Source organism: Janthinobacterium silvisoli, from assembly GCF_014200725.1.
GTDB lineage: Bacteria > Pseudomonadota > Gammaproteobacteria > Burkholderiales > Burkholderiaceae_D > Janthinobacterium.
In genome coordinates this window covers 986,999-1,012,915 of sequence record NZ_JACHCL010000002.1, presented here as the reverse complement: position 1 = coordinate 1,012,915, position 25,917 = coordinate 986,999, and the positions used below count along the sequence as shown (strand labels likewise).

The following is a 25,917-nucleotide window of genomic DNA, read 5'->3' as shown; positions in this document are numbered from 1 at the left end:
CTGGGCGCGGTATCAACGCAGTACCAAGGCTTTCACGGTTTCCCAGGCTGTGCTGCCCGAGTGGGTGGCGCGGACCTGGTTGCGGCCGCCTTCCTTGGCCACGTACAGGGCGCGGTCGGCGGCGACGAACAAGGTGGCGCGGTCGTCGAGCTGGTGCGGGTGGATGGTTGCCACGCCGATGCTGACGGTGATCCATGGCGAGGTGGGCGAGCGGGGATGGGGCAGTTGCAGGCTTTCGATATGGCCGCGTATCGCTTCGGCCAGCAGCATGGCGCCGTCCGCTTCTGTCTCTGAAAACAGCATGACGAACTCTTCGCCGCCATAGCGGGCCGCCAGGTCGCCCGGGCGGCAGGCGTGCGTATCGATCGCTTGCGCCACTTGCTGCAGGCAGGCGTCGCCGGCCGGATGGCCCAGGCTGTCGTTATACAGTTTGAAATGGTCGACATCGAGCACCACCAGCGACAGCGCGCTGCCGTTGCGCACCGCGCGCTGCCATTCCTTTTCCAGGAAAGTGTCGAAATGGCGGCGGTTGGCGATCTTGGTCAGCGAATCGAGGTAGGCGGCCCGCTGCAGCGCATCTTCCGACTGCTTGTGGTGGGTAATATCGTGCAGCAGCCCGATATACAGCGGCTGGCGCAGGTACATGGGCGTCAGGGTCAGGTCCATGCTCAAGGTATCGCCATTGCGGTGGCGGATTGCCACTTCGCGCGTGCCATGCTTGTGCGCCGTCTCCGGATTGGCTGCATACATGGCGAAATAATCGAGATATTCCTGCGTCACCAAAGGGCTGAGCAGTTCGCCGATCGAGTGGCCCGCCAGTTCATTTTCGCGGTAGCCCAGGTACTGGTCACAGGCGGGATTGGTGTACTGGATGCGCCCGTCCGCCTCGATGATCAGCAAACCCTCGGCCATGTTGTTGACGATGGTGCGCAGGCGCTCGGCCTGTTCCTGCTGGGTTTCATTATTGCTGCGGATTTGCAGCTGGGCGCGCACACGGGCGCACACTTCGGCCAGACGCAGCGGCTTGGCGATATAGTCGACGGCGCCCGCATCGAAGCCGGCCACCACATCGTCCGTTTCCGTCCTGGCGCTCATGAAGAGTACGGGAATGCGCTGCGTCAGCGGATGCTGCTTGAGCCGGCGGCAAGTCTCGATGCCGTCCATGTCCGGCATCAGCACGTCGAGCAGGATCAGGTCCGGCTGGGCGCGCTGGGCGATGATCAAGGCCCGCTCACCGGACGTGGCCACATAGGTTTGATAACCCTGTTCGCTCATGGACTTGCGCAGCAACTCAAGGTTGGCTGGCGCATCATCGACGATCAATATGGCGGCTTCATGCCGTTGGGGAAAATCCACACTGCCTGGTTTCATTGCTACCGGCCTCTATCTGATGAGCTGCACCAGGCCAGCATTTGCTGCACTTTCGGTATTGCCGAACCCTGGAATCGCTGCAGCCGCACATCGCATCGGGCGGGTAGGCGGTGCCAGGAGTGTTGCGTCGGGCCTGATGGCGGGCCGGGCATCTGTACACGTGTAGTAAAGGCTGACTTGATCCCAATTTGAGCAGATGATACCGCTTTGCCAATTGATTGGGTGAAAAAAATGCATCGTTTTTTATATGGCAACAAATGCAATATTAGTATTTTTACTGTGCTGTCGCAGGGAAGTTTTGTAGGAAAATTACAAAAGAAAAACAGGCGAGGGTGCTGCCCGGCAGTGCGCCGGGCAGGCGGAGATGATTACACTTTGGCAGCGATCAGTTTGCCCAGGATGGCGACGCCTTCACGGATACGCTCGGGCGGCACGGTGACGAACGACAGGCGCAGGGTGTTCGTTTCCGGCTGGTTGGCGTAGAACGGCGCGCCTGGCACGAAGGCGACCTTGTTGGCGATCGCTTCATCGAGCAACTGCATGGCGTCGATGTGTTTCGGCAGGGTCACCCAGATAAACATGCCGCCTTCCGGGCGGGTCCACGTGACGCCGGCCGGGAAATGTTCCTTGAGGGCGTCCAGCATGGCCTGGCATTGATTGCCATACAGCGTGCGGATGCTGGGGATATGGCGATCAAGGAAACCATCCTTGATCACTTCATGCACCACCATCTGCGTCAGTTGCGCCGTGTGCAGGTCGGCCGCCTGTTTGGCCAGTTCCAGACGGCGTACCAGCGGCAGCGGCGCCACCACGTAGCCGAGGCGGATGCCGGGCGTGAGCACTTTGGAAAACGAACCCATGTAGATTACGCCGTCCGGGTTCATATTGATCATTTTTGGCGATGGTTCGCCCTTGTAGCTCAATGCGCCGTAAGGATCATCTTCGATCAATGGCAAGCCATGGCGGGCGCAGGTTTCCACCAGTTCGACGCGGCGCGCCACGGACAGGCTGCGGCCCGTCGGGTTCTGGAAGTTTGGCAGCGCGTACAGCAGGCGGGCGCCATCGGCGACCGGATCGATCGAGGCCGGCACCAGGCCGTGCTCGTCGGTTTCGACGGAAACAAATTCCGGGCGGTAGACGGAAAACGCCTGCAAGGCGCCCAGGTAGCTGGGGGTTTCCACCAGCACGCGGCTGCCTTCATCGATCAGCACCTTGCCCAGCAGGTCCAGCGCCTGCTGCGAGCCGGAGGTCATCAAGACCTGTTCCGGCAAGATGCGGCTGTCACTGGTCGACAGCGAGTCGGCGATCCACTGGCGCAGCGGCGGATAACCGTCGGTAGGACCATATTGCAGGGCCACCTTGCCATTGGTCGACAAGACCTTGTCGAAAGCGGTTTTCATTTCCTCGACAGGGAAGGTGGCGGGCGAGGGCAGGCCACCGGCGAAGGAAATGATCTCGGGTCGCTGCGTGATCTTCAGGATTTCGCGGATGAAGGAGCTTTTTAATTGTTCCGCGCGTTCGGAAAAGCGCCATTCGATAGGATTCGGATTTTCAATTTTCATGCGTGTCTCACAGAAGATGCCGAGCTGTGCCGGCTGGTTTTTATGGTCCGCTTGTGGCGGCCGTCGGTAAAGCGGCGCCGGGTAGGCGCCACCCCTGATGCCGCCATATTGTACGACCAGACCACACTTTGGTGCATACTTGACGTTGCAATTAAATATCGCAATATGGCAACCGGGCTATTTCAGCTTGCGCCCGGCTGCCACCACGGCGATCACGGCGCCGGCAAATAGCAGGCTAGCCAGTTCCAGCGCTTCGCCCAGCAGCACCGCGGCGCCCAATAGTGTCAAAAACGGTTGCAGCAATTGCGTTTGCCCCACGCGCGCCACGCCGCCCAGCGCCATGCCCCGGTACCAGAAAAAGAAGCCGATAAACATGGAAAACACGGAAATATAGGCAAAACCCAGCCAGGCCGTGGCGCCCGCTTGCAATAGCAAGGTCTGCTGCGGCCATGTCAAATACAGGACCAGCGGCAGCACGAACGGTGCGGCCAGCACCAGCGCCCAGGAAATCACATGCTGGCCGGGCATGCTTTGCGCCAGGCGTCCGCCTTCCGCGTAACCGAGCGCACCCAGTATGACGGCGGCGAACATCAGCACATCAGCCAGATGAAAGCTGCCGCCGCCCTGGCGCAGGGCAAACAGTACCACCAGCGCCGTGCCGGCCAGCGCCATCAGCCAGAACCCGGTCGATGGACGTTCCTTGCCGCGCAGCACGGCGAATACGGCCGTGGCCAGCGGCAGAATGCCGACCAGCACGGCGCCATGCGAGGCGGGCAGGCTGCGCATGGCGATCGAGGTCAGCCAGGGAAAGCCCACCACGCAGCCCAGCGCCACCAGGGCCAGCGGCAGCCATTGTTCGCGCCGGGGCAGGGGCGCGCGCTGATGCCATAACCATAACGCCGCCAGGCAGGCGGCTACCAGGGCGCGGCCCAGGGCCACGAAGGCGGGAGGCAGCTCGGCCACAGCCAGGCGCGTAAACGGCAGGGTCAGGCTGAACATGGCGACGGCCGTCAAGCCCAGCAACAGGCCCTTGCGGTCATCGGCCATACGGGGAGTGGAGGAAATAGGCTGGGTGTGCGATGTCATGGTCTCGATGGTGATGGAGCAAAGCGTGGATTTGTGAACGGCATGCTGCTATGCTAAGCTTCAATAGCAGTACAGTACAAATACACTTGGTCCTATAATTTTCCATACTGTGATGGTCATATGAGCAATACACTGACAGCGTCGCTGAGCCTGTTGTCGCGCACTTCGGGCGAAACCCTGATCGACCAGATCGTGCGTTCGGTGGTGGTGCGCATCGATGACCGCTTGCTGCGCGGCGGCGCGCGCATGCCCTCGATCCGCCAGTGCGCGGTCAGCCTGGACGTGTCGTGCGCCACGGTGGTGGCCAGTTACGACAAGCTGGTGGGGCTCGATTATCTGGAATCGCGGCGTGGCGCCGGCTTTTTCGTGCGCGAGCGCGCGTCGCTGAATATGCCGGCGCCGCAGCCTGAGGTGGCAGCGCAGCCCATGGATGTGGTTTGGCTGATCCGCAATATGTTCCGCCAGAAGCCGCCCCATCATGCTCCCGGTTCCGGCATGCTGCCCAATGAGTGGCTCGATGGCGAACTGGTGGCGCGGGCCCTGCGCGACGTGGCGCGCCAGCCTGGTTCCCTGCTGCTCAGCTATGGTTCGCCGCAAGGCTTCTTGCCGCTGCGCCAGCAGCTGCAGCTGAAGCTGGCGGGCCTGGAAGTCGGCTGTCCGCCCGAGCAGATCGTCACCACGGTCGGCGTGATGCAGGCGCTGGACCTGGTGGCGCGCGAATTTGCCCGCCCCGGCGACACCATCTTTGTCGACGACCCGGCGTACTGGCTGATGTTCGGCGCCTTTGCCGCCATGGGCATGCGCGTGATCGGCATTCCGCGCCTGGCCGATGGCCCCGATATCGCCATGCTGGCCGAACTGGCGGCCTTGCATCAGCCCAAGCTGTATGTGATCAATTCAGTGCTGCACAATCCCAGTTCCACCTCGCTGTCGGCGGCCAAGGCTTTCCAGGTGCTGCGCCTGGCCGAACAGCATGATTTTTTGATCGTCGAAGACGATATCTATTGCGACATGCATCCGGGGGGCGGGCAACCGGTGACGCGGCTGGCCGCGCTGGATCAGCTGCGCCGCGTGATTTACCTGGGCGGCTTTTCCAAGAGCCTGTCGGCCAATCTGCGCGTGGGCTTTATCGCCACCTCGCCCGAACGGGCGCAGCGCCTGGCCGACCGCAAGATGCTGGCCACGCTCACCACCAGCGATATCGGCGAGCGCGTGGTCTACCAGGTGCTGTCGCAGGGCCAGTACCGCAAGCACGCGGAGCGTTTGCGTGCACGGCTAGACAAGGTGCGCGAGGCAACTTACCGCCGCATCGAGCAGGCGGGCCTGCGTTTTGATCCTGCGCCGGCCGGCATGTTTGTCTGGGCCGACGCTGGCTGCGACACCAATGTACTGGCCGAAAAAGCCCTGGCCGAAGACCTGGTGCTGGCGCCCGGCAGCCTGTTTTCACCGCGCCAGCTGCCATCGACCCGCATGCGCCTGAACCTGGCGACGGTGCAGGATGATAGGGTCTGGGCGTTTTTTGAGCGTGCATTAGGGTAGAGGGCTTGAAATCACTTATTCAATCCCCAACTTCGTAAAATCCGTCCCATCCACCACAAGACTATGAGGTAAAAATGGCTGTCTCCGAAAAGCAAACCCTGGGTTTTCAGACTGAAGTAAAGCAAATGCTGCATCTGATGATCCACTCCTTGTACTCCAACAAGGAAATCTTCTTGCGCGAATTGATCTCGAACGCGTCCGACGCGGCCGACAAATTGCGCTTCGAAGCGATCGATAACGATGGCCTGTATGGCAACGATCACGAATTGAAGATCAAGGTCAGCTTCGACAAGGATGCGCGCACCATCACCATTTCCGACAACGGCATCGGCATGACCCGTGACGAGGCGATCTCGCACCTGGGCACCATCGCCAAGTCGGGCACCAAGGAATTCTTCGGCAAGCTGTCGGGCGACCAGCAGCAGGACGCGGCCCTGATCGGCCAGTTCGGCGTGGGCTTCTATTCGGGCTTCATCGTGGCCGACAAGATCACCGTTGAAACGCGCCGCGCCGGCGCTGCCGCCTCTGAAGGCGTGCGCTGGGAATCGGCAGGCGAAGGCGATTACAGCATCGAAACCATCGAAAAAACCAATCGCGGCACGGACATCATCCTGCACCTGCGCGAAGGCGAAGATGAGTTCCTGTCGAGCTGGAAGATTAAATCGACCATCCGCAAATACTCGGACCATATCTCGCTGCCTATCGTGATGCAGAAAGAAGAGTGGGACGACGAGAAAAAGGAAACCGTCGCCAAGGACGAGCTGGAAACCGTCAACCAGGCCAGCGCCCTGTGGGCACGCAGCAAGTCCGAGATCACGCCGGAACAGTACGACGAATTCTACAAGCACGTTTCGCACGACTTCCAGGCCCCGCTGACGCACACGCATAACCGCGTCGAAGGCCGCAGCGAATACACGCAGCTGCTGTACATTCCTGCCAAAGCCCCATTCGATATGTGGGACCGCAACAAGCGCGGCGGCATCAAGCTGTACGTCAAGCGCGTCTTCATCATGGACGATGCCGAGCAGCTGATGCCGACGTATCTGCGCTTCGTCAAGGGCGTGATCGATTCGTCCGACCTGCCGCTGAATGTCTCGCGTGAAATCCTGCAGGAGTCGCGCGACGTCAAAGTCATCCGTGAAGGCTCGACCAAGCGCGTGCTGGGCATGCTGGAAGAACTGGCAAACGCCGACGAGCAGGATAAAAAAGACAAGTACGCCACCTTCTGGAAGGAATTTGGCCAGGTGCTGAAAGAAGGCATCGGCGAAGACGCGTCCAACAAGGAGCGTCTGGCCAAGCTGCTGCGCTTCACTTCGACCGCCAACGACAGCGACGAGCAAATCACCTCGTTCGCCGACTACGTGGCACGCATGAAGGAAGGCCAGGACAAGATCTATTACGTCACGGCTGACAATTACGCTGCCGCCAAAAATAGCCCGCACCTGGAAATCTTCCGTAAAAAAGGTGTCGAAGTGCTGCTGCTGACAGACCGGGTCGATGAATGGATGCTGTCTTTCATCCAGGACTTCGAAGGCAAGGAACTGGTGTCCGTCGCCAAGGGCGGCCTGGACCTGGGCGCGCTGGAAGACGAAGCGGAAAAGAAAGAGCACGAAGAAACGGAAACCTCGTACGCCGACCTGGTTGGCAAGATGAAGACCGCCCTGGCCGACAAGGCCAAGGACGTGCGCGTGACCTTCCGCCTGACCGATTCGCCAGCCTGCCTGGTGGCCGATGAAAATGAATTGTCGGGCAACTTGCTGCGCATGCTGAAAGCGGCAGGCCAGAGCGCGCCGGAATCGAAGCCGATTTTGGAAATCAACCCGAACCACCCGCTGGTGACGCGTCTGAAATATGAAGATGCAGAAGGCGGCAAGTTCGGCGATTGGGCCAATATCCTGTTCGATCAGGCCTTGCTGGCCGAAGGCGGTTCGCTCGCCGATCCTGCGACGTTCGTCAAGCGCCTGAACGAATTGCTGCTCAATTCGGCGAAGTAAATCATAGCTTTATAGCTATGGAAAAGCCGGCCCTTTCTGCATGAAGGGGCCGGCTTTTTTTATAAGGGGCGCCATGAAAATCCGTTTAATCAGCGGCCTGGCCGTACATGCACTGGGCTGCCTGCTGTTTGTCTTTTTGAGCTGGCTCGGTTTTTATCTGTACACCCAGCTGTTTGGCGCCCTCGGTTCCGTCGGCATCGCCGGCGCGAAGGCCTGGGTGCTGGTGTTTTATGCTTATGCCGGTACGAACCTGGTGCTGGCGCTGCTGCCGCCCGGCCGCATCAAACCAGTGCTATGCGCCATATTGGGCATAGTGGTAATGGTTTATCTGCTGCCCTATCATCCTTTGCGGGCGATCTATTTCAGCGTACTGGCAGCTGGCTTGAGCTGGCTGGCTGCCTTGCTTGGGCAGAAATTAACACTACGCTTGCAGGCATGACAGGCGGGTAGGGGAGATATTAATGAATTTGTCATTATTGAGCCCATAGTAACAGTGATGGCTTTTGCCAAAGGGGCCGCACGCCAGCCTGCCAGCCGTGCAGCATGGCCGATGGCGCCGTGCTAGAATCACCGACGCGCGACGCGTGGCCGGAGCGACGGTCAAATCCCGGACAGACAGAAACATGTATATCACCTTATCAAACTACCGTACCTGGGGCATCGCCTTGCTGGCGGCTTCCTGCGTCCTTTCCCAGCCCGCCAGCGCGACCGCCGCGCCCAGTATCCTGGCGATGCCGGCGCCGAAGAACCTGGCTGCGCTGCTGACCGGCGGCACCTTGCCGCGCTTGAGCGAGGATCCGCAAGTGCGTGCGGCACTGTTTGATTTCTTCGGGTATGCGCGTGGCAGCTACACGGAAGATGATGAGCTGGTGCTGGAGCAGGCGTTTGAAGCCATCAGCGACCGCCGCGACGCTACCCGCACCGTGCTGCCTGACGGCCGCCAGTTGCTGGCGTCGATGAATGACCGTAACCAGGGCCGGGAGCGCGGCGCCATGCTGCTCGACAAGCGCGGCGAAATTATCGCCTTTGGCCTGGTCAATGGCCATTGCCACCTCGAAGGCCAGCCGCTGGCCAAGGTGTGCAATGCCGATCCGAGCACGGTGCTGACCGTGTTTCACCGCAAGGGCATGCTGGTCGGAGAAGCCGCGCCGCTGCTGGCCTGGGCCCGGCAATTGCCGCCGATGCTGGCGCTGATCGCCTCTGACAAGGAAGTGGGCGCCGATGGGCAAAAGATCGCCAGCGTCGAATATGTGCTGGCGCAGCCACCGCTGCCGGGCTGGAACCGTGCGCAATTGCCGCCTGCTTTTCCCAGCGCGCTGCTGCCGCTGCTGCTGGAAAAGTCCGCCGTAATGACCTCGGCCGGCGCCGGCGTGTTTTCCTATCCGCTTACCTTGCGTGGCAAGAAGCAAAGCAATGTGCTGGACCAGGCCGAAGGGCGGCCGCCGCGCGACCTGGAAGTGGCGATGCGCAGCTATGCCAGTTTCGAGAGCGTGGTGGAGCGCTATCGACAGCTGGCCAAGGGCGCCCGCTTCCAGCGCAACGAGCGCACCGCCTATATCGATGGCGAGCTGGGGCAGGGCAGCTACCGCGTCTACATCCGCAATGCCGGCAATGACGGCGTGATGATCGACGTGGCGCTGTGGCAGCGCAAGCTGGCTACCGGCCAGTGACAGGCCGGCGCTGATTCTTTTTACTATTTCCTTCGCTATTCGCTGAAGTTGAACATCACCTTCTTGGGCGCCGGGCAGCCCTCCGGACCGGGGAACGTTTGTTTGCCCGTTTCGTCGAACTTCTTGCCGCAATCGAGGGCCAGGCGTTTGCTGTAGCTGCGGATGCTGGCCATGACGCCGTTCGGGTGATAGCAGATACTGTCGCCGTCGCGGCTGGCTGCACCATAGCTTTGCATCGCTTGCCCATTGACCGTACGGTTGCCATGCCCACGGCGCGGTTCCGTGCATTTCAGCTGGCCGCTCTCGTAATAGGTGTTGTACACCGAGGTATCGGCTGCGCGGTCGACCAGTAATTCTTCTTTCACCTTGCCGTTCTTGTAGTAGGTCTTGCCTTCCTGGCGGTCGCCATACAGGAAAACATAGTCGTATTCGGGGCTGCCGTCCGGGAAGTAGGTGCGGTGGTAGTCGCACACGTCATCGCGCTCGCTGCCGTATTCGGTGAAATAGCAGCGGTGGATATCATTGAGCAGCTTGCCGTCCGGGTAGTAGTCGCGCAGATGCGCGGCCAGCCGGCCACGCTCGATCACGGTCAGGCGTTCCGGTTTGCCGTCCGGGAAGTAGCGCGCATCGAGTCCCTGCTTCTTGCCGTTGTCCCAGGCGATGTCGAGGCGCAGGATCTTGCCGCTGCCACTGATATCGAAGGCCTGTTCGCGCCCATCGAGCTGGCCATTGCGGAAGGTGGCCGTGTAGACCACGACTTCCTTGCCGGCTGGCCCCAGGTAACGCGTGCGCGGACCATTGAGCACGTCGGCCTGATAGTTATCGCGCAGGCGCAGCGCGCCCTGGGCGTCCCGGTCGATCGCTTCGCCCTGTTTTTTACCCTTGACGAAGCTGACGCTTTGCGTGGCGCCGTCTTTCAGATTGAGTTTCCATGGCCCGTCGCGCTGGCCATCGATAAAGCTGCCCGCGCCGTCTTCCGTGATCCACGGCCCCTGGTACCGGCCATTGCCAAACGCGCCGCGTTCGCGCACCTTGCCGCCCATGCTGCGTTCATGCGGGCCGTTCAACTGGTCGGCGACATAGGTGTCGTAGCCGGTCGTTTCGTCTTCGCCCGCATAGTTGACGACATTCCAGCGGCCTTCACGCTTGCCATTGCGATACAGGCCATCCTCGATTTGCTTGTCACTTTCAATATGCCATGGTCCCTCGGGCAAGCCGTTGACATATTTGCCTTTGGTTTTGCCATCATGCAGGCTATCGCGCACCCACAAGCCGTCACGCTTGCCCTTGCGGAACTGGCCGCGTTCGATCACCGAACCATCATCCCAGGCGCGGCTATAGATCACCGCTGGCCCTTCTTCAGTGCCCGTGTATTGCTGCGGCGCCGCTTCCCACGTGACTTGCCACAGGCGGTAGTTGGGCAGGGTGTCCGCGTCGATTTCACCATACAGGCTGTAGCTGGCCGTCAGATAAAGCTCGCCCTTTTTCTGGAAGCTTTTTTTATAGGTGATGATATTCTTGTCGCCAGCGGCCACGGCTTTGTTTTCATCGTTGTAATAGCCGACGATGCTGCCTTGCGTATGGTCGATGGCGTCGAAGTCGGGGTTGCCGCTCTTGCCCCGCGTGACGCTGTAATCCATGGGCGCCAGCCTGGCCAGTGCGGCTTTGACCTGGCCCGCGTTCGGCGAGGCGCTTTGCGCAACGATGCGGTCCAGCGCCGGTTGCAGATCTGCCAGGCGTTTATATTTGCCCGAATTACGGTCAAAGCGGTAGGCGCGCAGTGCGTTCCTGTCGCCCTGGCGCAGCAGAACCAGCATGGTTTGCACGCTGCGCTCCGACTCGCGGTCCAGCGCCGCGTAAAACACCGAGCGGATCACGGCATTGCCGAAGCGGTCAAGCAGCATGGTTTTTGAACCGCTGCTGCGGCACTCGCAATAGTAGCCGTTGACGCCATCCTTTTCTTTGATGAATGCGATATCGGCGCCGCTATCCTGCGATGCATTGATGGCGGGATGGGCCAGGGTCTTGCCTTCGTAGAAGGGCGCAGCGTGCGCCAGGCTGGAGCAGAACAGCAAAGGCAGCAGTGCGCAGAGCAGCGAGCGTTTCATCGGAGGGCTGGCGCCGGGGCGCCCTTATGGAAAGGGCATGATTCTGCCTGTCTTCGCCCACAGGTGCAAATAAGGCCTTATCGTGCGCGGCTGTGCTTTTTTACTTCAGGCCTGGTGGGCGGCGCAAAAGTCCAGCAGCATCTGTTCGCCTTCCGGCCAGGGGCCGTAGCCGGCGTCGCCATTGATATGGCCGGCGTCGCCTATCATCGTCAGGTCGCTGCCCCAGGCTTGCGCAAAGGCGCGCGCCCGCGCAAAGCTGATATAGGGATCATCGCCGCTGGCAACCACCAGCGATGGAAAGGGCAGCGCTTGCAGCGGCATCGGCGTAAAACCGGTCGTGCCTGCCGGGTAGGATGGCGCATCCACATCGCTGGGGGCGACCAGGAAAGCGCCGGCGATCTTGTGCGGCGAACCGCTGGCGGCCCAGTGGGCGACCAGGGCGCAGCCCAGGCTATGCGCGGCCAGCACGGGCGGGCGCGGGCAGGCGGCAATCGCCTGGTCCAGCGCCGCCACCCAGTCATCCTTGTCTGGCGTTTGCCACTCGCTCTGCTGCACCCGCGACCATTGCGGATGGCGTGCTTCCCAGTGGGTTTGCCAGTGCTGCGGGCCAGAATTCCACAGGCCGGCCAGGGTCAGGACGAGAGGGGACATACCAGCTCCTTATAGTTCGGTGCGCAAGGCGAAGAGTTCAGGGAATAACACCACGTCGAGCATCTTGCGTAAATAAGACACGCCTTCGGTGCCGCCGGTGCCGGTCTTGAAGCCGATGATGCGTTCCACCGTGGTGACGTGGCGGAAGCGCCAGAAGCGGAACGCCGTTTCCAGGTCGACCAGCTTTTCAGCCAGTTCGTACAGGGCCCAGTATTTCGATGGGTCGCGGTAGACTTCCAGCCAGGCTGCCTTGACCGTGTCGTCCGATGTAGTCGGCAGGGTCCAGTCGGCATTCAGGCGTTCTGGCGCGATATGCAAGCCGCTGCGGGCCAGCAGTTTGACCGATTCGTCGTAGACGGACGGCGTGCGCAGGGCCGTGGCTAGTGTCGTATAGGCGTCCGGCGCCGTCGTGTGCACGTTCAGCAGGGCGGCGTTCTTGTTGCCCAGGATGAATTCGATTTCGCGGTACTGATAGGACTGGAAGCCCGACGAGGCGCCCAGGTAGGGGCGGATGGCCGTGTATTCGGGCGGCGTCATGGTCGCCAGCACATCCCAGGCATGTACCAGCTGGTCCATGATGCGTGCCACGCGGGCCAGCATCTTGAAGGCGGGCGAGAGGTCGCCGTTTTGCAGGTTGCTGCGTACGGCGTGCATTTCGTGCAGCATCAGCTTCATCCACAGTTCGCTGGTCTGGTGCTGCACGATGAACAGCATTTCATTGTGGTTCGGCGACAGCGGATGCTGGGCCGTCAGGATGCGGTCCAGCGCCAGGTAGTCGCCATAGCTCATCGACTTGCTGAAATCCATCTGCGCGCCATGCCACTGCGCGTCTTGCTGGCCGCCATGCATGGGGCAGCCGCTTTTCTTGTTGTCGTCGTTCATGGGGTATCCGGGTTCAGGTGACGGGCTTACGTTACGGCATCGCGCTTGGCGGCGATATCGTAAGCTTGCTTGTCGAGGATATCGCGCAGGATCTCGACCGCATCCCACACGTCCGCAAAACTGGTGTACAGCGGTGTAAAGCCGAAGCGCATGATGGCTGGCTCGCGGTAGTCGCCGATCACACCGCGCGCGATCAAGGCTTGCATCACGGCGTAGCCATGCGGGTGCGTAAAACTGACCTGGCTGCCGCGCCGCGCATGTTCGCGTGGCGTGACCAGGCCCAGTGGGTGGCTGGCGCAGCGCTGTTCCACCAGGGCGATGAACAGGTCGGTCAGGGCCAGCGATTTGTGGCGGATCGCTTCCATGGTCGTCTGCGCGAAAATATCGAGCCCGCATTCGACCAGTGCCAGCGAGACGATCGGCTGCGTGCCGCACAGGGCGCGGCCTATGCCGTCGGCTGGCGTAAAGCCCGGTTCCATGGCGAAGGGCGCGGCATGGCCCCACCAGCCGGATAAAGGCTGGCGGAAGCGGGCCTGGTGTTTTTCCGGCACCCAGATGAAGGCTGGCGCGCCCGGACCGCCATTCAGGTATTTATAGGTACAACCGACGGCCAGGTCGGCGCCATCGGCGTTCAAGTCCAGCTGCACGGCGCCGGCCGAATGGGCCAGGTCCCACAAGGCCAGTGCACCTTGCGCGTGGCAGTGACGGCTGATAGCGGCCATGTCGTGCTGGTAGCCGCTGCGGTAATTGACGTGGGTCAGCATGGCGACGGCGCAATCGGCATCGATGGCTGACGCCAGTTCGGCCGGGTCATCGACCAGGCGCAAGCTGTAGCCACGGTCCAGCCATGCAGCCAGGCCTTGCGCCATATATAAGTCGGTCGGGAAGTTGCTGCGCTCGCTGACGATGACGCGGCGCTCTGCACGCTGAGGATCGCTGGCCTGCATCTGCAGCGCAGCGGCCAGGGCCTTGAACAGATTGATGGAGGTGGTGTCGGTGATCACCACTTCGCCGGTTGCGGCGCCGATCAGCGGGGCCAAGCGGTCGCCCAGGCGTTTCGGCAAGTCGAACCAGCCCGCCGTATTCCAGCTGCGTATCAGGTCAGTGCCCCATTCGGCGGCGATGACGTGCTGGGCGCGGGCCGGGGCGGCGCTAGGCCGGGCGCCCAGCGAGTTGCCGTCAAGATAGATGACGCCGGAAGGCAGGTCGAACTGGCGGCGCAAGGGCGCCAGCGGATCATCGTCGTCGCGCGCACTGCAGTCATGTCGAGAAATCATGGTGGCTTTCATGTCGATACTTGTCTGGATAGCATGGTTTCGGCCTGGTTGGCCCAGTCATGCGGGAATGGAAGTGTAGCAAGGATGGGCTGATCTGCCGCTTTTTGGCGCGGTCCTGGCTGAAAAAAAAGCGCATTTGTGGGGCGTCAGGAAGAAATTTGCAGTTTTCTCAAAATATTTTCAAAAAACCCTCAAGTTTTCCAAACAGGCGCCGTAACCGGTTTAGACAAGGGGAAATCCTTATTGAAATATTTTTGAAATATTTTGTAAAAAAGCCTCAAGTTCCCGTTTCAGCTGTCGTTATATAGAGTGAAACGGCTTGATTCAGGTCAAGCTGTTGTAAAAAAGTGCTTTTAAGCGCTGTTAGAAAGTCAGGAAAATTTGATTCTTTCATCGCGTCTTTTCCACGCTTTTACGGGCGTGCGACCATGGTCGAGTAGTGTTTGTCAGACAAACACCTACGATCCTATTCCCTATTCTCCGACGAAAAATACAGAGCTGCGCCTCTGTTGCATTTGATGTTGCTCCCTCAGAATGTATCTCACTGGCAACACACAGTGTGCCAGCTGAATTCAACGGATTGAGGAGATGGAAATGACTGCTAACGATATGATGGCCGAGATTCGCGATGCCAACCTGAGCTATCTGATGCTGGCTCAGCAAATGATTCGTGCAGATAAGGTCACTGCGATCTTCCGTCTCGGTATCTCCACCGACATCGCCGAACTGATCGAAGGTATGAGCAACGCGCAGATCCTGAAACTGGCAGGCGGCAACATGATGCTGGCCCGCTTCCGTTTTGACGACAGCGCCATCCTGTCGATGTTGACCAACTATAATAAAGACCGTTCGCTGGCCCAGTCGCACGCCGCCATCCTGATGGCAGGCCAGGGCGTCGAAGAAATCGTTTAAGCCGCCTTTTCCTTCAATAGTCACTGTCAGATCAGCAGCGGAGCACACAGCATGGCCAAAAAAAGTGTCGTATCGGAAGCGCAGGAAATCCAGCTGGCGATCGAACTGATACAGCTGGGCGCCCGTTTGCAACTGCTGGAAACCGAAGTCTCGCTGTCGCGCGAGCGCCTGTTGAACCTGTACAAGGAATTGAAAGGGGTATCGCCTCCCAAGGGCATGCTGCCGTTTTCCACGGACTGGTTCCTCACCTGGCAACCGAATATCCACTCCTCGCTGTTCATCAATATCCATAAGTTCCTCGTCGATCACGCTGGCGCTACCGGCATCGAGGCGGTGATGAAAGCCTATCAGCTGTACCTGGAACAAATGCCGCCGGAACCGGGCGAAGAGCCGCTGCTGTCGCTGACGCGCGCCTGGACACTGGTACGTTTTTTCAGCAGCAAGATGCTCGACATGGCGCCTTGCGGCAAGTGCAACGGCAAGTTCGTCGTCAATTGCCTGGACCTGAATTCCGATTATGTCTGCGGCCTGTGCCATATGCCTTCGCGCGCCGGCAAGACCAAAAAGGCCCGCGATGAAGCGGCGGCTGCTCCGGCCAGCCTGGCTGCCTGACGCATTTGCTTGTACACTCACTTTCTTATCCGTAGTCAAGGCTAGCGCAAAACCGGAAACGCTCTGAGAGTGGTTCCGGTTTTTTTATGGCCGTTTCGCTTACACTGGCGCTTTCGTTTTTGACCTTGCCCATGCTGCAACAAATCCTGCGGGCGCCCGCGCTCAAGGCGCTCCTGATCCAGGTCCTGGCCTTCCCCTTGATGCTGCTGCTCGTCTATGGATTGGCGCGTGCCGGCCTGGTCTTGCCGCTGCTGGCCGTGGCCGTTTTGCAGGGTGTCATTGCCGCGCTGCTGACCTGGCGCGTGGGCCTGGCGCGCTGGTGGTGCGCCATCGGCCTGCTGTTCGCGCCCGCGTTGCTGGGAGCCAGCTGGCTGGACTTGCCGCCCGTGGTCTTCCTGCTGGCCTTTATTTTTTTGCTGAGCCTGTATTGGTCCACCTTCCGCACGCAAGTGCCGTTTTATCCGTCGGGTCCAAGAGTGTGGCAGGCGGTCGCCGAGCTGGTGCACGATAGACCCGGCGTGCGCCTGATCGATATCGGCAGCGGCCTGGGTGGGCTGGTGCTCGACTTGTCGCGGCGCCGGCTGGACGCGCAGGTGAGCGGCATCGAGCTGGCGCCGCTGCCGTGGCTGCTGAGCCGGCTGCGCGCGCGCTTGTCCAGCAGCCGCGCGCGTTTCCTGCGCGGCGACTACGAGGCGCTTGATTTTGCCGACTACGATGTGGTGTTTGCCTACCTGTCGCCAGCGGCCATGGCAGCGTTGTGGAGTAAGGCCGAGGCAGAGATGTTGCCCGGAAGTATGCTTCTTAGTTACGAATTCAAGATAAGGACCCGCGCACCCGATAAGACCATAGGCACCACAGAGGGTGGTCCCTTGCTCTACATATGGTGCTTTTAAGCAATTGTCTGCGTTATTTGCTTGCTCAGAGGACAATCTCACGTTATTGTAGTTCTACACGGCATTTTTGTCGAAGTACGTTGAAATGCAAGCCGTTTCTATCTACCTTCAGTCACATTTGCCGCCGGCCTCCGCCGCGGCATTGCCGCCAGCCACCGGGGCCGGTTTGAACATGCCGGGCGCTGAGGCCCGGCCACTATTGGGAGTCAGGGCACTTGTTAGTCATACTCGGATACATCGTCGTCTGCGCCTCGGTTTTTGGCGGCTTCGCGCTGGCAGGTGGCCATCTGGCGGCCCTGTTCCAGCCGATCGAACTGCTGATGATCGGCGGCGCGGCGCTGGGCGCCTTCCTTGTTGGTAACAATAACAAGGCCATCAAGGCCACCCTGGCTGCCTTGCCCAGCCTGTTCAAGGGTTCGCGCTACACCAAAGAACTGTATATGGAGCTGATGTCGCTGCTGTTCGAGGTGCTCAGCAAGGTGCGCAAGGAAGGTTTGATGTCGATCGAAGGCGATATCGACAAGCCCGAGGAAAGCCCGCTGTTTTCCAAATATCCGGCGGTGCTGGCCGACCACCACGTGATCGAGTTCATGACCGATTACCTGCGCCTGATGGTGTCGGGCAATATGGACGCCTTCCAGATCGAAAACCTGATGGACAACGAAATCGAAACCCACCATCACGAAGGCGCCGTGCCGGCCCATGTGATCGCCAAGGTGGGCGATGGCTTGCCAGCTTTCGGTATCGTTGCCGCCGTGATGGGCGTGGTGCACACCATGGAATCGGTGGGCATCCCGCCGTCGGAACTGGGCATGCTGATCGCGCACGCGCTGGTCGGCACCTTCCTCGGCATCTTGCTGGCGTATGGCTTTGTCGGCCCTCTGGCCGGTTTGCTGGAGCAAAAGCTGGAAGAGTCGAGCAAGATGTTCCAGTGCGTGAAAGTCACCTTGTTGGCGAGCCTGAATGGTTATGCCCCGGCCCTGGCCGTCGAGTTTGGCCGCAAGGTGCTGTTCTCGACCGAGCGCCCGACGTTCAATGAGCTCGAAGAACATATCAAGAAATCGAAAACGAAGTAAGCAGTGAAAACACGTTTGGAAAACATGAGTCTATCGCTGTACCAGGAAGGGAGATGCCATGGCTGATGAAGGCATGCGCCCGATTATCGTCAAGCGCATCAAGAAGACATCGGGTGGACATCATGGCGGGGCGTGGAAAATCGCCTACGCCGACTTTGTCACGGCCATGATGGCCTTCTTCCTGCTGATGTGGCTGCTGGGTTCCACCTCGAAGGGGGACTTGAACGGTATTTCCGAATTCTTCAAGACGCCGCTGAAGGTGGCGATGGCCGGTGGTTCCGGCAGTGGCGAGAGCAATTCCGTGATCCAGGGCGGTGGCCAGGACTTTACGCGCAAGGATGGCGAAGTGCGCAAGGGCGCCGAAAGCAACCAGCGCAAGGAATACGACCTCAATTCGGCCAAGGCCGCGCTCGAACGCGAAGAAGGGCGCCGCTTGCAGGCGCTCAAGGCGCGCATCGAAGCGACCATCGATGCCAATCCGCTGCTGAAGAAGTACAAGAACCAGCTGCTGCTCGATATCACCAGCGAAGGCTTGCGCATCCAGATCGTCGATGAGCAGAACCGCCCCATGTTTGCGCTGGCGAACGCCAATCTGCAGCCGTACACCAAAGAAATCCTGCACGCCATCGGCTCGGTCTTAAATGAAGTGCCGAACCGTATCGGCTTGTCGGGCCATACCGATTCGACGCCCTACATGAGCGACGCCGGCTACAGCAACTGGGAATTGTCGGCCGACCGCGCGAATGCCTCGCGGCGTGAATTGATTATCGGCGGCATGAATGAAGACAAGGTATTGCGCGTGGTGGGCCTCGGTTCGGCCGCCCACCTGGACAAGCTGGACCCATTCAATCCCATCAACCGGCGCATCAGCATCATCGTCATGAACAAACGCACGGAAGAAAATGTCCTGCGCGATGGTTCGGCGATGGACTTGCCGGCAAGCGGCGCCACCACCCCGCAGGCAGTTGCCGCGGGGGTGGCGAACGGCGCGCCGCCAGCCGCTGCGCCTTCCCCCGGCCCGGCAGCGGCAAAGAAATAAGCACGCGGCAGCGATCAGCGCTGCGCGGATTGAAATAATGAGATCTTTATGACAAGAAAGAAAGTACTGGGCTCGCAAGTGAAGCGCCTGTTGTCTGGCGTGTCGGACCATGGTCGCAAGCATTTGACGGAGGTGGAAACCGATCTGGTGCAGACCGGCGTCTTACTGGAAGAGGCTATCGACAAGCTGTCCTTCAACTTCATGGCCATTCATGCGGCCGTGGCGGCGCAGCAAGACACCATCGCCTTGCTGCTGGACGGCGGTCTGCCGGCCGAGCAGCAGCGTGAAAAATTACTGGCGCTGCAGGAAGAGGTCGGCGGCTATGTGAATGCCGCCATCACCAGCATGCAGTTCCAGGACATGACGAGCCAGTTGATCGACCGCACCCTGAAGCGGGTGACAGGCTTGCGCGAATTTCTCGGCACCCTCGGTTCACATGGCGCCGAGATGCTGCCCGAGAGCGACAACGAAGAAATCGTCGCCCTGCTGTCGAGAGTCAGCATGGCGCTGGCGATACAAAGCCTGGAATTGCGCAGCGTGCTGCGCAAGGCGGTCAGCCAGCAGCATTTGGAAAGTGGCGACATCGAGCTGTTCTAGCCCCAGGGCGCGGAACGCTTGCGGTTGCATAGATTAATTATCAATGGGTAAAACAGCCCGGATTAGAGTGGAGCAAAGATGGCCAAAACAATACTTGCAGTGGACGATTCCAGCTCATTGCGCCAGATGGTGGCGTTCAGCCTGAAAGCCGCCGGTTACCAGGTGGTGGAGGCCGTTGACGGCCAGGACGGTCTGGAAAAAGCCAAACTGCAAACGGTGGATCTGGTGCTGACGGACCAGAACATGCCGCGCATGGATGGCCTGGAACTGATCAAGCTGCTGCGCGAACTGCCGACCTATCAAAAAGTGCCCATCCTGATGCTGACGACGGAATCGTCTGATGAAATGAAAGCCAAGGGACGTGCCGCCGGCGCCAATGGCTGGCTGGTGAAGCCGTTCGATCCACAGCGCCTGATCGAGGTAGTCAAAAAGGTGATCGGCTGATGCCAGCCGCACAGCGCAACGATGCAATGGACGGAGTCACCCTATGACCATCGATATTAGCCAGTTTTTTCAGGTCTTTTTCGATGAGGCCGAAGAACTGCTGGCTGAAAAAGAACGGCTGCTGCTGGCCGTCGATATTGCGGCGCCCGACGCCGAAGACCTGAACGCGATTTTTCGCACCGCCCATTCGATCAAGGGCGGCGCGTCGACGTTCGGCCTCTCCGACATGAGCGAAGTGACGCATGTCCTGGAATCCTTGCTCGACCGCATACGCCAGGGCCAGATGGCCCTGACGGCGGAACACGTGGACGCCTTTTTGGCGGCCAAGGATATCCTCAAGATGCAGCTCGACGGCCATCGCCTGGGCACGCCCGTCGACCAGGACGCCGTCGCCAATATCCGCATGATGCTGCAGTCGTTTTCGCAGGACGTCCCCGTGGCTGCACTGACGCCCGTTGCGCCCGCGTTTCACACGGCAGAAAAAGAAACCGTCAGCCATGCCGGCGGCCAGCGCTACCGCCTGGAATTGCCGAAGATGGAACAGCGCGAAGTCGATGCGCTGGCCGCCGAACTGGGCTTGCTGGGCGACGTGGTGGTCTCCAGCTTGCCGGACGCGCGCAGCGTGCTTAATGTGACGACGCATGAAAGCCTGGACGATATCCTGGCCATCTGCTCGTTCGTGCTGAACCCTGATGACATGGTCATCACGCAGTCGCCACCGTTGGCGCCCGGCGAAGCGGACGCCGCGCAAGTGGCCCGCGCTGCCCAGGAAAACGCCCAGGGCTATGGCTTCTTCGATCCCTTGCCAGGCGCCCCCGCCGTGAAAAGCGAAGCGGAGCAGGGTTATGGCTTCTTCCAGCCGCTCGAGGAAATCCGCGCCGCTGCACAAGGCGAGCCGACGGATGCGCAGCGCGGTTATGGCTTTTTCCAGCCACTGGAACAGATACGCGCCGACGCGGCCAAGGCCAGTTCGGCCAACGCAGCCGCCGTTGTGACGGCCGCTGCGGTCGACGCAGAACAAGAAAAAAAGCCTGCCAAGAAAGACAGCGACAAGGCGGGCGCCGAATCGTCGTCGATCCGCGTCTCGATAGAAAAAGTCGACCAGCTGATCAACCTGGTGGGCGAACTGGTGATCACGCAGGCGATGATCGAACAGCGCGCCAGCGGGCTGGACCCGATGCTGCATGAAAAGCTGCTCGATAGCGTCAGCCACCTGACGCGCAATACGCGCGACTTGCAGGAAGCGGTGATGTCGATCCGCATGATGCCGATGGATTTCGTGTTCTCGCGCTTCCCGCGCATGGTGCGCGACCTGGCTACCAAGCTCGGTAAAAAAGTCGATTTCATCACCAATGGCGCAGCCACGGAACTGGACAAGGGCTTGATCGAGCGTATCGTCGACCCCTTGACGCATTTGGTGCGCAACAGTATCGACCATGGCGTGGAAATGCCGGCCGCCCGCGTGGCTGCTGGCAAGACCGAGGCGGGCCGATTGTTCCTGTCGGCCAGCCATCAGGGCGGCAATATCATCATCGAAGTGTCCGACGATGGCGCGGGCCTGAACCGTGAACGCATTTTGGCCAAGGCGCTGCAGCAGGGTATGGACGTATCCGAATCCATGAGCGACGCGGACGTGTGGCAGCTGATTTTCGCGCCCGGCTTTTCCACTGCCGAAGCGGTGACCGATGTGTCGGGCCGTGGCGTAGGCATGGATGTGGTCAAGCGCAATATCAGCGCCATGGGCGGCGTGGTCGACATCCGTTCGGCCAAGGGTTTTGGCACCACGATTTCCATTTCGCTGCCGCTGACCCTGGCCATCCTGGACGGCATGTCGATCAGAGTAGGCGATGAGGTTTATATCCTGCCACTGGGTTTTGTGATCGAGTCCTTGCAGCCCGCCGTGGACGATATCCGCGACATCGCTGGCCGCGGGCAGGTGGTGAAGGTACGCGGCGAATACCTGCCTTTGATCCCGCTGTACCAGATGTTCGACATTACGCCGCGCTTTACGGCGCCGTCTGAAGGCATTTGCGTGATCCTCGAAACCGAAGGGCGCAAGGCCGCGCTGTTTGTCGATGACCTGGTCGGCCAGCAGCAGGTGGTGGTGAAAAACCTCGAATCGAATTACCGCAAGGTGGTGGGCATTTCCGGCGCCACCATCCTGGGCGACGGCGGCGTGTCTTTGATTCTCGACGTCGCGGCCCTGATCCGTTCCTCTCGTCAGCTGGCTGACGAGTCCCTTTTCGTAACACAGATAGATAGCAGATAGGAAAACACAATGTCAGATATTCAACAAAACTCTGGAAGCAAACCGGGCGACGGCAAGGATATCGCCGGCCGTGAATTCCTGGCCTTCACCCTGGGCTCGGAAGAGTACGGCATCGATATCCTGAAGGTGCAGGAAATCCGCGGCTATGAAGCGGTGACCCGCATCGCCAATGCGCCCGAATTCATCAAGGGCGTGATCAACCTGCGCGGCATCATCATCCCGGTGGTCGACATGCGCATCAAGTTCAAGCTGGGCACGCCGGTGTACGACCAGTTCACGGTGGTGATCATCCTGAACATCGGTGGCCGTATCGTCGGCATGGTGGTCGACAGCGTCTCCGACGTGACCACCCTGAGCCCGGAACAAGTCAAGCCGGCGCCGGAAATGGGCACCGCCTTCTCGACCGACTACATGATCGGCCTGGGCACCATCGATGAACGCATGCTGATCCTGGTCGATATCGACAAGCTGATGTCGAGCAGCGAGATGGGCCTGATCGACAAGCTGGCAGCATAAGCCAGGCAGCTGGCGCGGCCGATGGCCCGCCGGCAGGCTACAAGGTCCGTCAGAGACCATGCCACGACGCGGCGCAGGACAGTGCAGCAAGGCGCCGCCATCTATCTATTAGGGAGACTGAAATGGGTTTGCGCGATTTCAAGATAGGCACGCGGTTGAGTATCGGTTTTGGCAGCATCCTGATCATCCTGGTGGTGGTGATCCTGTCGGCGAATGGCCTCAACTCCCGCAACAAGGCTGAACTGCTGGCGGGGCTGGAACTGGCGGACCAAAAGAATACGCAGGCCGGGTTGATGAAAAGTGCGATGCTGGAAACCGGCATCTCGATCCGCAATATCGGCTTGCAAAGCGATGTGGGCCTGATGCAGGCTGAAGAGGGCAAGGTGCAGCAGTACCGCAAGCGCTACGACGGCGCGCGCGACAAGCTGGCCAGCCTGGGCTTGTCCGATAGCGAAAAGACGCTGATGGCGCATATCGCCACGGCCGACCGCGAAGTCGATGCGGCGTTCAAGGAAGCGATGGCGCAGGTGCTGGCGTTTAATAGCGAGGGGGCCTCCAAGGTGATCGCCACGCGCATCGATCCGCTGAACCAGAAGACCCTGGCTGACATCAACCAGCTGCTGGAATTGCAGCAGAAGGCGCAGCAAAGCTTCATGGACGCTTCGCTATCGGCGGACAAGCGCTTGATGCTGATGCTGTTCGTATTGGGTGGCATGGCCGTGGCGCTGGGCGCCTGTTGCGCGGTGTTTATCACGCGCTCGATCACGGTGCCGTTGTCGGGCGCGCTGGCCGTGGCGCAGAAAGTGGCGGCGGGCGAGCTGACCTCGCAGGTTGTGGTCGAAGGGAAAGATGAAACGAGCGCGCTGCAGCAGGCGCTCAAGGATATGAACGCCAGCCTGGTGAAGACCGTCAGTGACGTACGCCAGGGAACGCAGACGATCGCGGTGGCGTCCAACGAAATCGCCAGCGGCAATGCGGACCTGTCGGCGCGTACCGAGACGCAAGCCAGTTCGCTCGAAGAGACGGCGTCGTCGATGGAAGAGTTGACGTCGACCGTGAAGCAGAATGCGGACAATGCGCGCCAGGCCAATCAACTGGCCGTGTCGGCATCGTCGGTGGCGGAAAAAGGCGGCAACGTGGTGGCGCAAGTAGTCGATACCATGGGGTCGATCAAGGACAGTTCGCGCAAGATCGTCGATATTATCGGCGTCATAGACGGTATCGCGTTCCAGACCAATATCCTGGCCTTGAATGCCGCGGTGGAGGCGGCGCGGGCCGGCGAGCAGGGCCGCGGTTTCGCGGTGGTGGCGTCCGAGGTGCGTAATCTGGCCCAAAGATCGGCTGGCGCGGCCAAGGAAATCAAGGGCCTGATCGGCGATTCAGTCGAGAAGGTCGATGCTGGCAGCCGGCTGGTAGATGAGGCAGGCCAGACCATGGAGCTGATCGTGCAGTCGATCCGCCAGGTGGCCGACATCATGGGCGAGATCACGGCGGCCACGCAGGAACAAAGCCATGGCATCGGTGAAGTCAACCAGGCGATTGCGGAGATGGACCAGATGACGCAGCAGAATGCGGCGCTGGTCGAGCAGGCGGCGGCAGCGGCCGAGAGCATGCAGGAACAGGCGCAGCGCCTGGCTGGCGCTGTGAGCATCTTCAAGCTCGGCAGCGAAGGCCAGGCCCGTGTACAGGTGCCTGCTACGCGAGTGGCGGCACCAGCCAGGCCGGCGTTGAAAGTGGCAACGGCCAGAGCCAGTGCGAAAATCCCGGCGGCAGGCAAGACAGCGCCGGCGCCTGAAAAAAAGCTGGCGGCGGCCAGCGGCGAGGAGTGGGAAGAATTTTGAGGCGCTTCCCGTCCCGTTGAGTATCACTGCAAAGGCATTGTTCAGAGTAGTCACAGAGAGGTAACAACATATGCCGCAAACGAAAACGGATACGGTCAAGGAGTTTGACTTCACCGGCAAGGACTTCGAGCGGGTCCGCGCCATGATACACAAGCGGGCCGGCATTGCGCTGGCCGACAGCAAGCAGGAAATGGTCTACAGCCGCCTGGCGCGGCGTTTGCGCGCGACCGGCATTTCCTCGTTCGTCCGCTACCTGGACGACCTGGAAGCGGGCCGCATGGGCGACGAGTGGGAAGCGTTTACGAATGCGCTGACGACCAATTTGACGTCGTTCTTCCGCGAGGCGCATCATTTCCCGCTGCTGGCGGAACACGTCAAGAAACTGAGCGGGCCGATCACCATCTGGTGTTCTGCCAGTTCCACCGGCGAGGAACCGTATTCGATCGCCATGACGGTGTGCGAAGCGTTCAACACGCTCACGCCGCCGGTGACCATCATCGCCACCGATATCGACACCAATGTGCTGGCCACGGCCGCCAATGGCGTCTATAACCTGGACCGGCTCGACAAGATGGCGCCAGACCGTGCGCGGCGCTTCTTCTTGCGCGGCAAGGGCGAGCGCGAAGGGCAGGTCAGGGTGCGCCCGGAACTGCGCCAGATGATCACCTTCAAGCCGCTCAACCTGCTGGCCGACAGCTGGCCTTTGAGCGGCCAGTTCGACGTGATTTTCTGCCGTAATGTGATGATCTATTTCGACAAGGCGACGCAGCGCAAGATACTGGCCCGCTTTGTGCCTTTGATGAAGCCCAATGCCCTGCTGTTTGCGGGCCATTCGGAGAATTTTCTGTACGTCTCGGAATCATTGAAGCTGCGCGGCAAGACCGTCTACGAGCTTGACCAGTCTCGTGGCAGCGCACCCAAAGCACCGTTGCATCGTACATGAAAGTGAATTATGAGTCTGGAACCCAAAGAGCAATTTGCCACTAACGTCTATTACGACAGGACGTTCAATTGTGACGCCGCCAAGATCCTGCCAGGTGAGTACTACTTCACCAACAAGGACATGCTGATTGTCACGGTGCTTGGCTCCTGCGTATCGGCCTGCATCCGCGACCGTGTCACGGGCCTCGGCGGCATGAACCACTTCATGCTGCCCGATGGCGGCAGCGATACCAACAGCCCGATTTCCGCTTCCATGCGCTATGGCACGTATGCGATGGAAGTGCTGATCAACGATTTGCTCAAAGCCGGAGCAAGGCGCGAAAACATGGAGGCGAAAGTCTTCGGCGGCGGCGCCGTGCTGCGCGGTTTTACGGCGATCAACGTGGGCGAACGCAACGCGGCCTTCGTCATCAATTACCTGCGCGCCGAAAAGATGCGCGTGGTGGCCGAAGATTTGAACGACATCTACCCGCGCAAGGTATATTTTTTCCCCCGCAGCGGCAAGGTGCTGGTGAAAAAGCTGATGCAGACGCATAACGATACCTTGGTACGCCGCGAACTCGATTACGCCAGCCGCTTGAAGGTTGCCCCTGTCGGCGGCGAGATCGAGCTGTTTTAATAAACACGAGGCCAAAC

At 60.3% G+C, this 25,917-nt stretch carries 23 protein-coding genes; 16 read left to right on the top strand and 7 right to left on the bottom strand.

All coding sequences use genetic code 11. The features are described 5' to 3' along the window. Window positions 1–12: 12 nt before the first annotated feature. From HDE75_RS14735 to HDE75_RS14725, 3 genes are all read right to left on the bottom strand, one after another. Window positions 13–1,371, bottom strand: coding sequence for a diguanylate cyclase domain-containing protein (locus HDE75_RS14735; protein WP_183676973.1), 1,359 nt, complete (start codon window positions 1,369–1,371; stop codon window positions 13–15). A 368-nt stretch (window positions 1,372–1,739) separates the two neighbouring features. Beyond that, complete coding sequence (locus HDE75_RS14730; RefSeq protein ID WP_183676974.1) at window positions 1,740–2,933, bottom strand: aminotransferase-like domain-containing protein; 1,194 nt, start codon at window positions 2,931–2,933, stop codon at window positions 1,740–1,742. A gap of 177 nt (window positions 2,934–3,110) precedes the next feature. Continuing rightward, window positions 3,111–4,019: a DMT family transporter gene (locus HDE75_RS14725; protein ID WP_183676975.1), complete on the bottom strand. Its 909-nt coding sequence runs from the start codon at window positions 4,017–4,019 to the stop codon at window positions 3,111–3,113. A gap of 120 nt (window positions 4,020–4,139) precedes the next feature. Here HDE75_RS14725 and HDE75_RS14720 point away from each other — a divergent pair, with 120 nt between their 5' ends. The 4 genes from HDE75_RS14720 (at window position 4,140) to HDE75_RS14705 (ending at window position 9,222) form a co-directional block, all read left to right on the top strand. Beyond that, a complete protein-coding gene (locus HDE75_RS14720) occupies window positions 4,140–5,558 on the top strand; it encodes an aminotransferase-like domain-containing protein (RefSeq protein ID WP_183676976.1) in 1,419 nt (472 codons plus the stop codon). A 74-nt stretch (window positions 5,559–5,632) separates the two neighbouring features. Beyond that, the gene (htpG, locus tag HDE75_RS14715) at window positions 5,633–7,552 is read left to right on the top strand and encodes a molecular chaperone HtpG (protein WP_183676977.1); all 1,920 of its coding nucleotides are present in this window, start codon (window positions 5,633–5,635) and stop codon (window positions 7,550–7,552) included. 73 nt (window positions 7,553–7,625) lie between these two features. Further along, window positions 7,626–7,991 (top strand): hypothetical protein, encoded by a 366-nt coding sequence (locus HDE75_RS14710; protein ID WP_183676978.1) that lies wholly within the window; start codon window positions 7,626–7,628, stop codon window positions 7,989–7,991. A 184-nt stretch (window positions 7,992–8,175) separates the two neighbouring features. Continuing rightward, entirely contained in the window at window positions 8,176–9,222 is a 1,047-nt protein-coding gene (locus HDE75_RS14705; RefSeq protein WP_183676979.1) for a hypothetical protein, read from the top strand. A 35-nt stretch (window positions 9,223–9,257) separates the two neighbouring features. On the opposite strand, the gene HDE75_RS14700 is transcribed toward HDE75_RS14705, so the two are convergent. The 4 genes from HDE75_RS14700 to kynU all read right to left on the bottom strand — a co-directional run bounded on the left by HDE75_RS14700 (window position 9,258) and on the right by kynU (window position 14,140). After that, a complete protein-coding gene (locus tag HDE75_RS14700) occupies window positions 9,258–11,330 on the bottom strand; it encodes a toxin-antitoxin system YwqK family antitoxin (protein ID WP_183676980.1) in 2,073 nt (690 codons plus the stop codon). A gap of 105 nt (window positions 11,331–11,435) precedes the next feature. Beyond that, the gene (locus HDE75_RS14695; RefSeq protein ID WP_183676981.1) at window positions 11,436–11,981 is read right to left on the bottom strand and encodes an RBBP9/YdeN family alpha/beta hydrolase; all 546 of its coding nucleotides are present in this window, start codon (window positions 11,979–11,981) and stop codon (window positions 11,436–11,438) included. 9 nt (window positions 11,982–11,990) lie between these two features. Next, entirely contained in the window at window positions 11,991–12,863 is an 873-nt protein-coding gene (kynA, locus tag HDE75_RS14690; protein ID WP_183676982.1) for a tryptophan 2,3-dioxygenase, read from the bottom strand. Between the two features lie 26 nt (window positions 12,864–12,889). After that, window positions 12,890–14,140: a kynureninase gene (gene kynU / locus HDE75_RS14685; protein ID WP_183676983.1), complete on the bottom strand. Its 1,251-nt coding sequence runs from the start codon at window positions 14,138–14,140 to the stop codon at window positions 12,890–12,892. Window positions 14,141–14,734: 594 nt separating this feature from the next. Here kynU and flhD point away from each other — a divergent pair. From flhD to cheD, 12 genes are all read left to right on the top strand, one after another. Then, window positions 14,735–15,052, top strand: coding sequence for a flagellar transcriptional regulator FlhD (gene flhD / locus HDE75_RS14680; RefSeq protein WP_183676984.1), 318 nt, complete (start codon window positions 14,735–14,737; stop codon window positions 15,050–15,052). A 51-nt stretch (window positions 15,053–15,103) separates the two neighbouring features. Continuing rightward, window positions 15,104–15,664 (top strand): flagellar transcriptional regulator FlhC, encoded by a 561-nt coding sequence (gene flhC / locus HDE75_RS14675; protein ID WP_183676985.1) that lies wholly within the window; start codon window positions 15,104–15,106, stop codon window positions 15,662–15,664. Between the two features lie 131 nt (window positions 15,665–15,795). After that, the gene (locus HDE75_RS14670; protein WP_183676986.1) at window positions 15,796–16,557 is read left to right on the top strand and encodes a class I SAM-dependent methyltransferase; all 762 of its coding nucleotides are present in this window, start codon (window positions 15,796–15,798) and stop codon (window positions 16,555–16,557) included. Between the two features lie 215 nt (window positions 16,558–16,772). Then, the gene (motA, locus tag HDE75_RS14665; protein ID WP_183676987.1) at window positions 16,773–17,633 is read left to right on the top strand and encodes a flagellar motor stator protein MotA; all 861 of its coding nucleotides are present in this window, start codon (window positions 16,773–16,775) and stop codon (window positions 17,631–17,633) included. A 58-nt stretch (window positions 17,634–17,691) separates the two neighbouring features. Further along, window positions 17,692–18,672 carry a flagellar motor protein MotB gene (motB, locus tag HDE75_RS14660; protein ID WP_183676988.1) on the top strand — a complete coding sequence of 327 codons (981 nt, stop codon included), beginning with the start codon at window positions 17,692–17,694 and terminating at the stop codon, window positions 18,670–18,672. A gap of 48 nt (window positions 18,673–18,720) precedes the next feature. Next, on the top strand, window positions 18,721–19,269 hold the full coding sequence (locus HDE75_RS14655; protein WP_183676989.1) for a chemotaxis protein: 549 nt from the start codon (window positions 18,721–18,723) through the stop codon (window positions 19,267–19,269). 78 nt (window positions 19,270–19,347) lie between these two features. Then, a complete protein-coding gene (locus HDE75_RS14650) occupies window positions 19,348–19,713 on the top strand; it encodes a response regulator (protein ID WP_183676990.1) in 366 nt (121 codons plus the stop codon). Window positions 19,714–19,756: 43 nt separating this feature from the next. Further along, window positions 19,757–21,982 (top strand): chemotaxis protein CheA, encoded by a 2,226-nt coding sequence (cheA, locus tag HDE75_RS14645; protein WP_183676991.1) that lies wholly within the window; start codon window positions 19,757–19,759, stop codon window positions 21,980–21,982. Between the two features lie 9 nt (window positions 21,983–21,991). Then, window positions 21,992–22,498: a chemotaxis protein CheW gene (locus tag HDE75_RS14640; protein ID WP_183676992.1), complete on the top strand. Its 507-nt coding sequence runs from the start codon at window positions 21,992–21,994 to the stop codon at window positions 22,496–22,498. A gap of 122 nt (window positions 22,499–22,620) precedes the next feature. Then, entirely contained in the window at window positions 22,621–24,339 is a 1,719-nt protein-coding gene (locus HDE75_RS14635; protein WP_183676993.1) for a methyl-accepting chemotaxis protein, read from the top strand. Between the two features lie 70 nt (window positions 24,340–24,409). Next, window positions 24,410–25,282: a CheR family methyltransferase gene (locus tag HDE75_RS14630; protein ID WP_183676994.1), complete on the top strand. Its 873-nt coding sequence runs from the start codon at window positions 24,410–24,412 to the stop codon at window positions 25,280–25,282. Window positions 25,283–25,291: 9 nt separating this feature from the next. After that, window positions 25,292–25,900: a chemoreceptor glutamine deamidase CheD gene (cheD, locus tag HDE75_RS14625; RefSeq protein ID WP_183676995.1), complete on the top strand. Its 609-nt coding sequence runs from the start codon at window positions 25,292–25,294 to the stop codon at window positions 25,898–25,900. Window positions 25,901–25,917 lie beyond the last annotated feature (17 nt).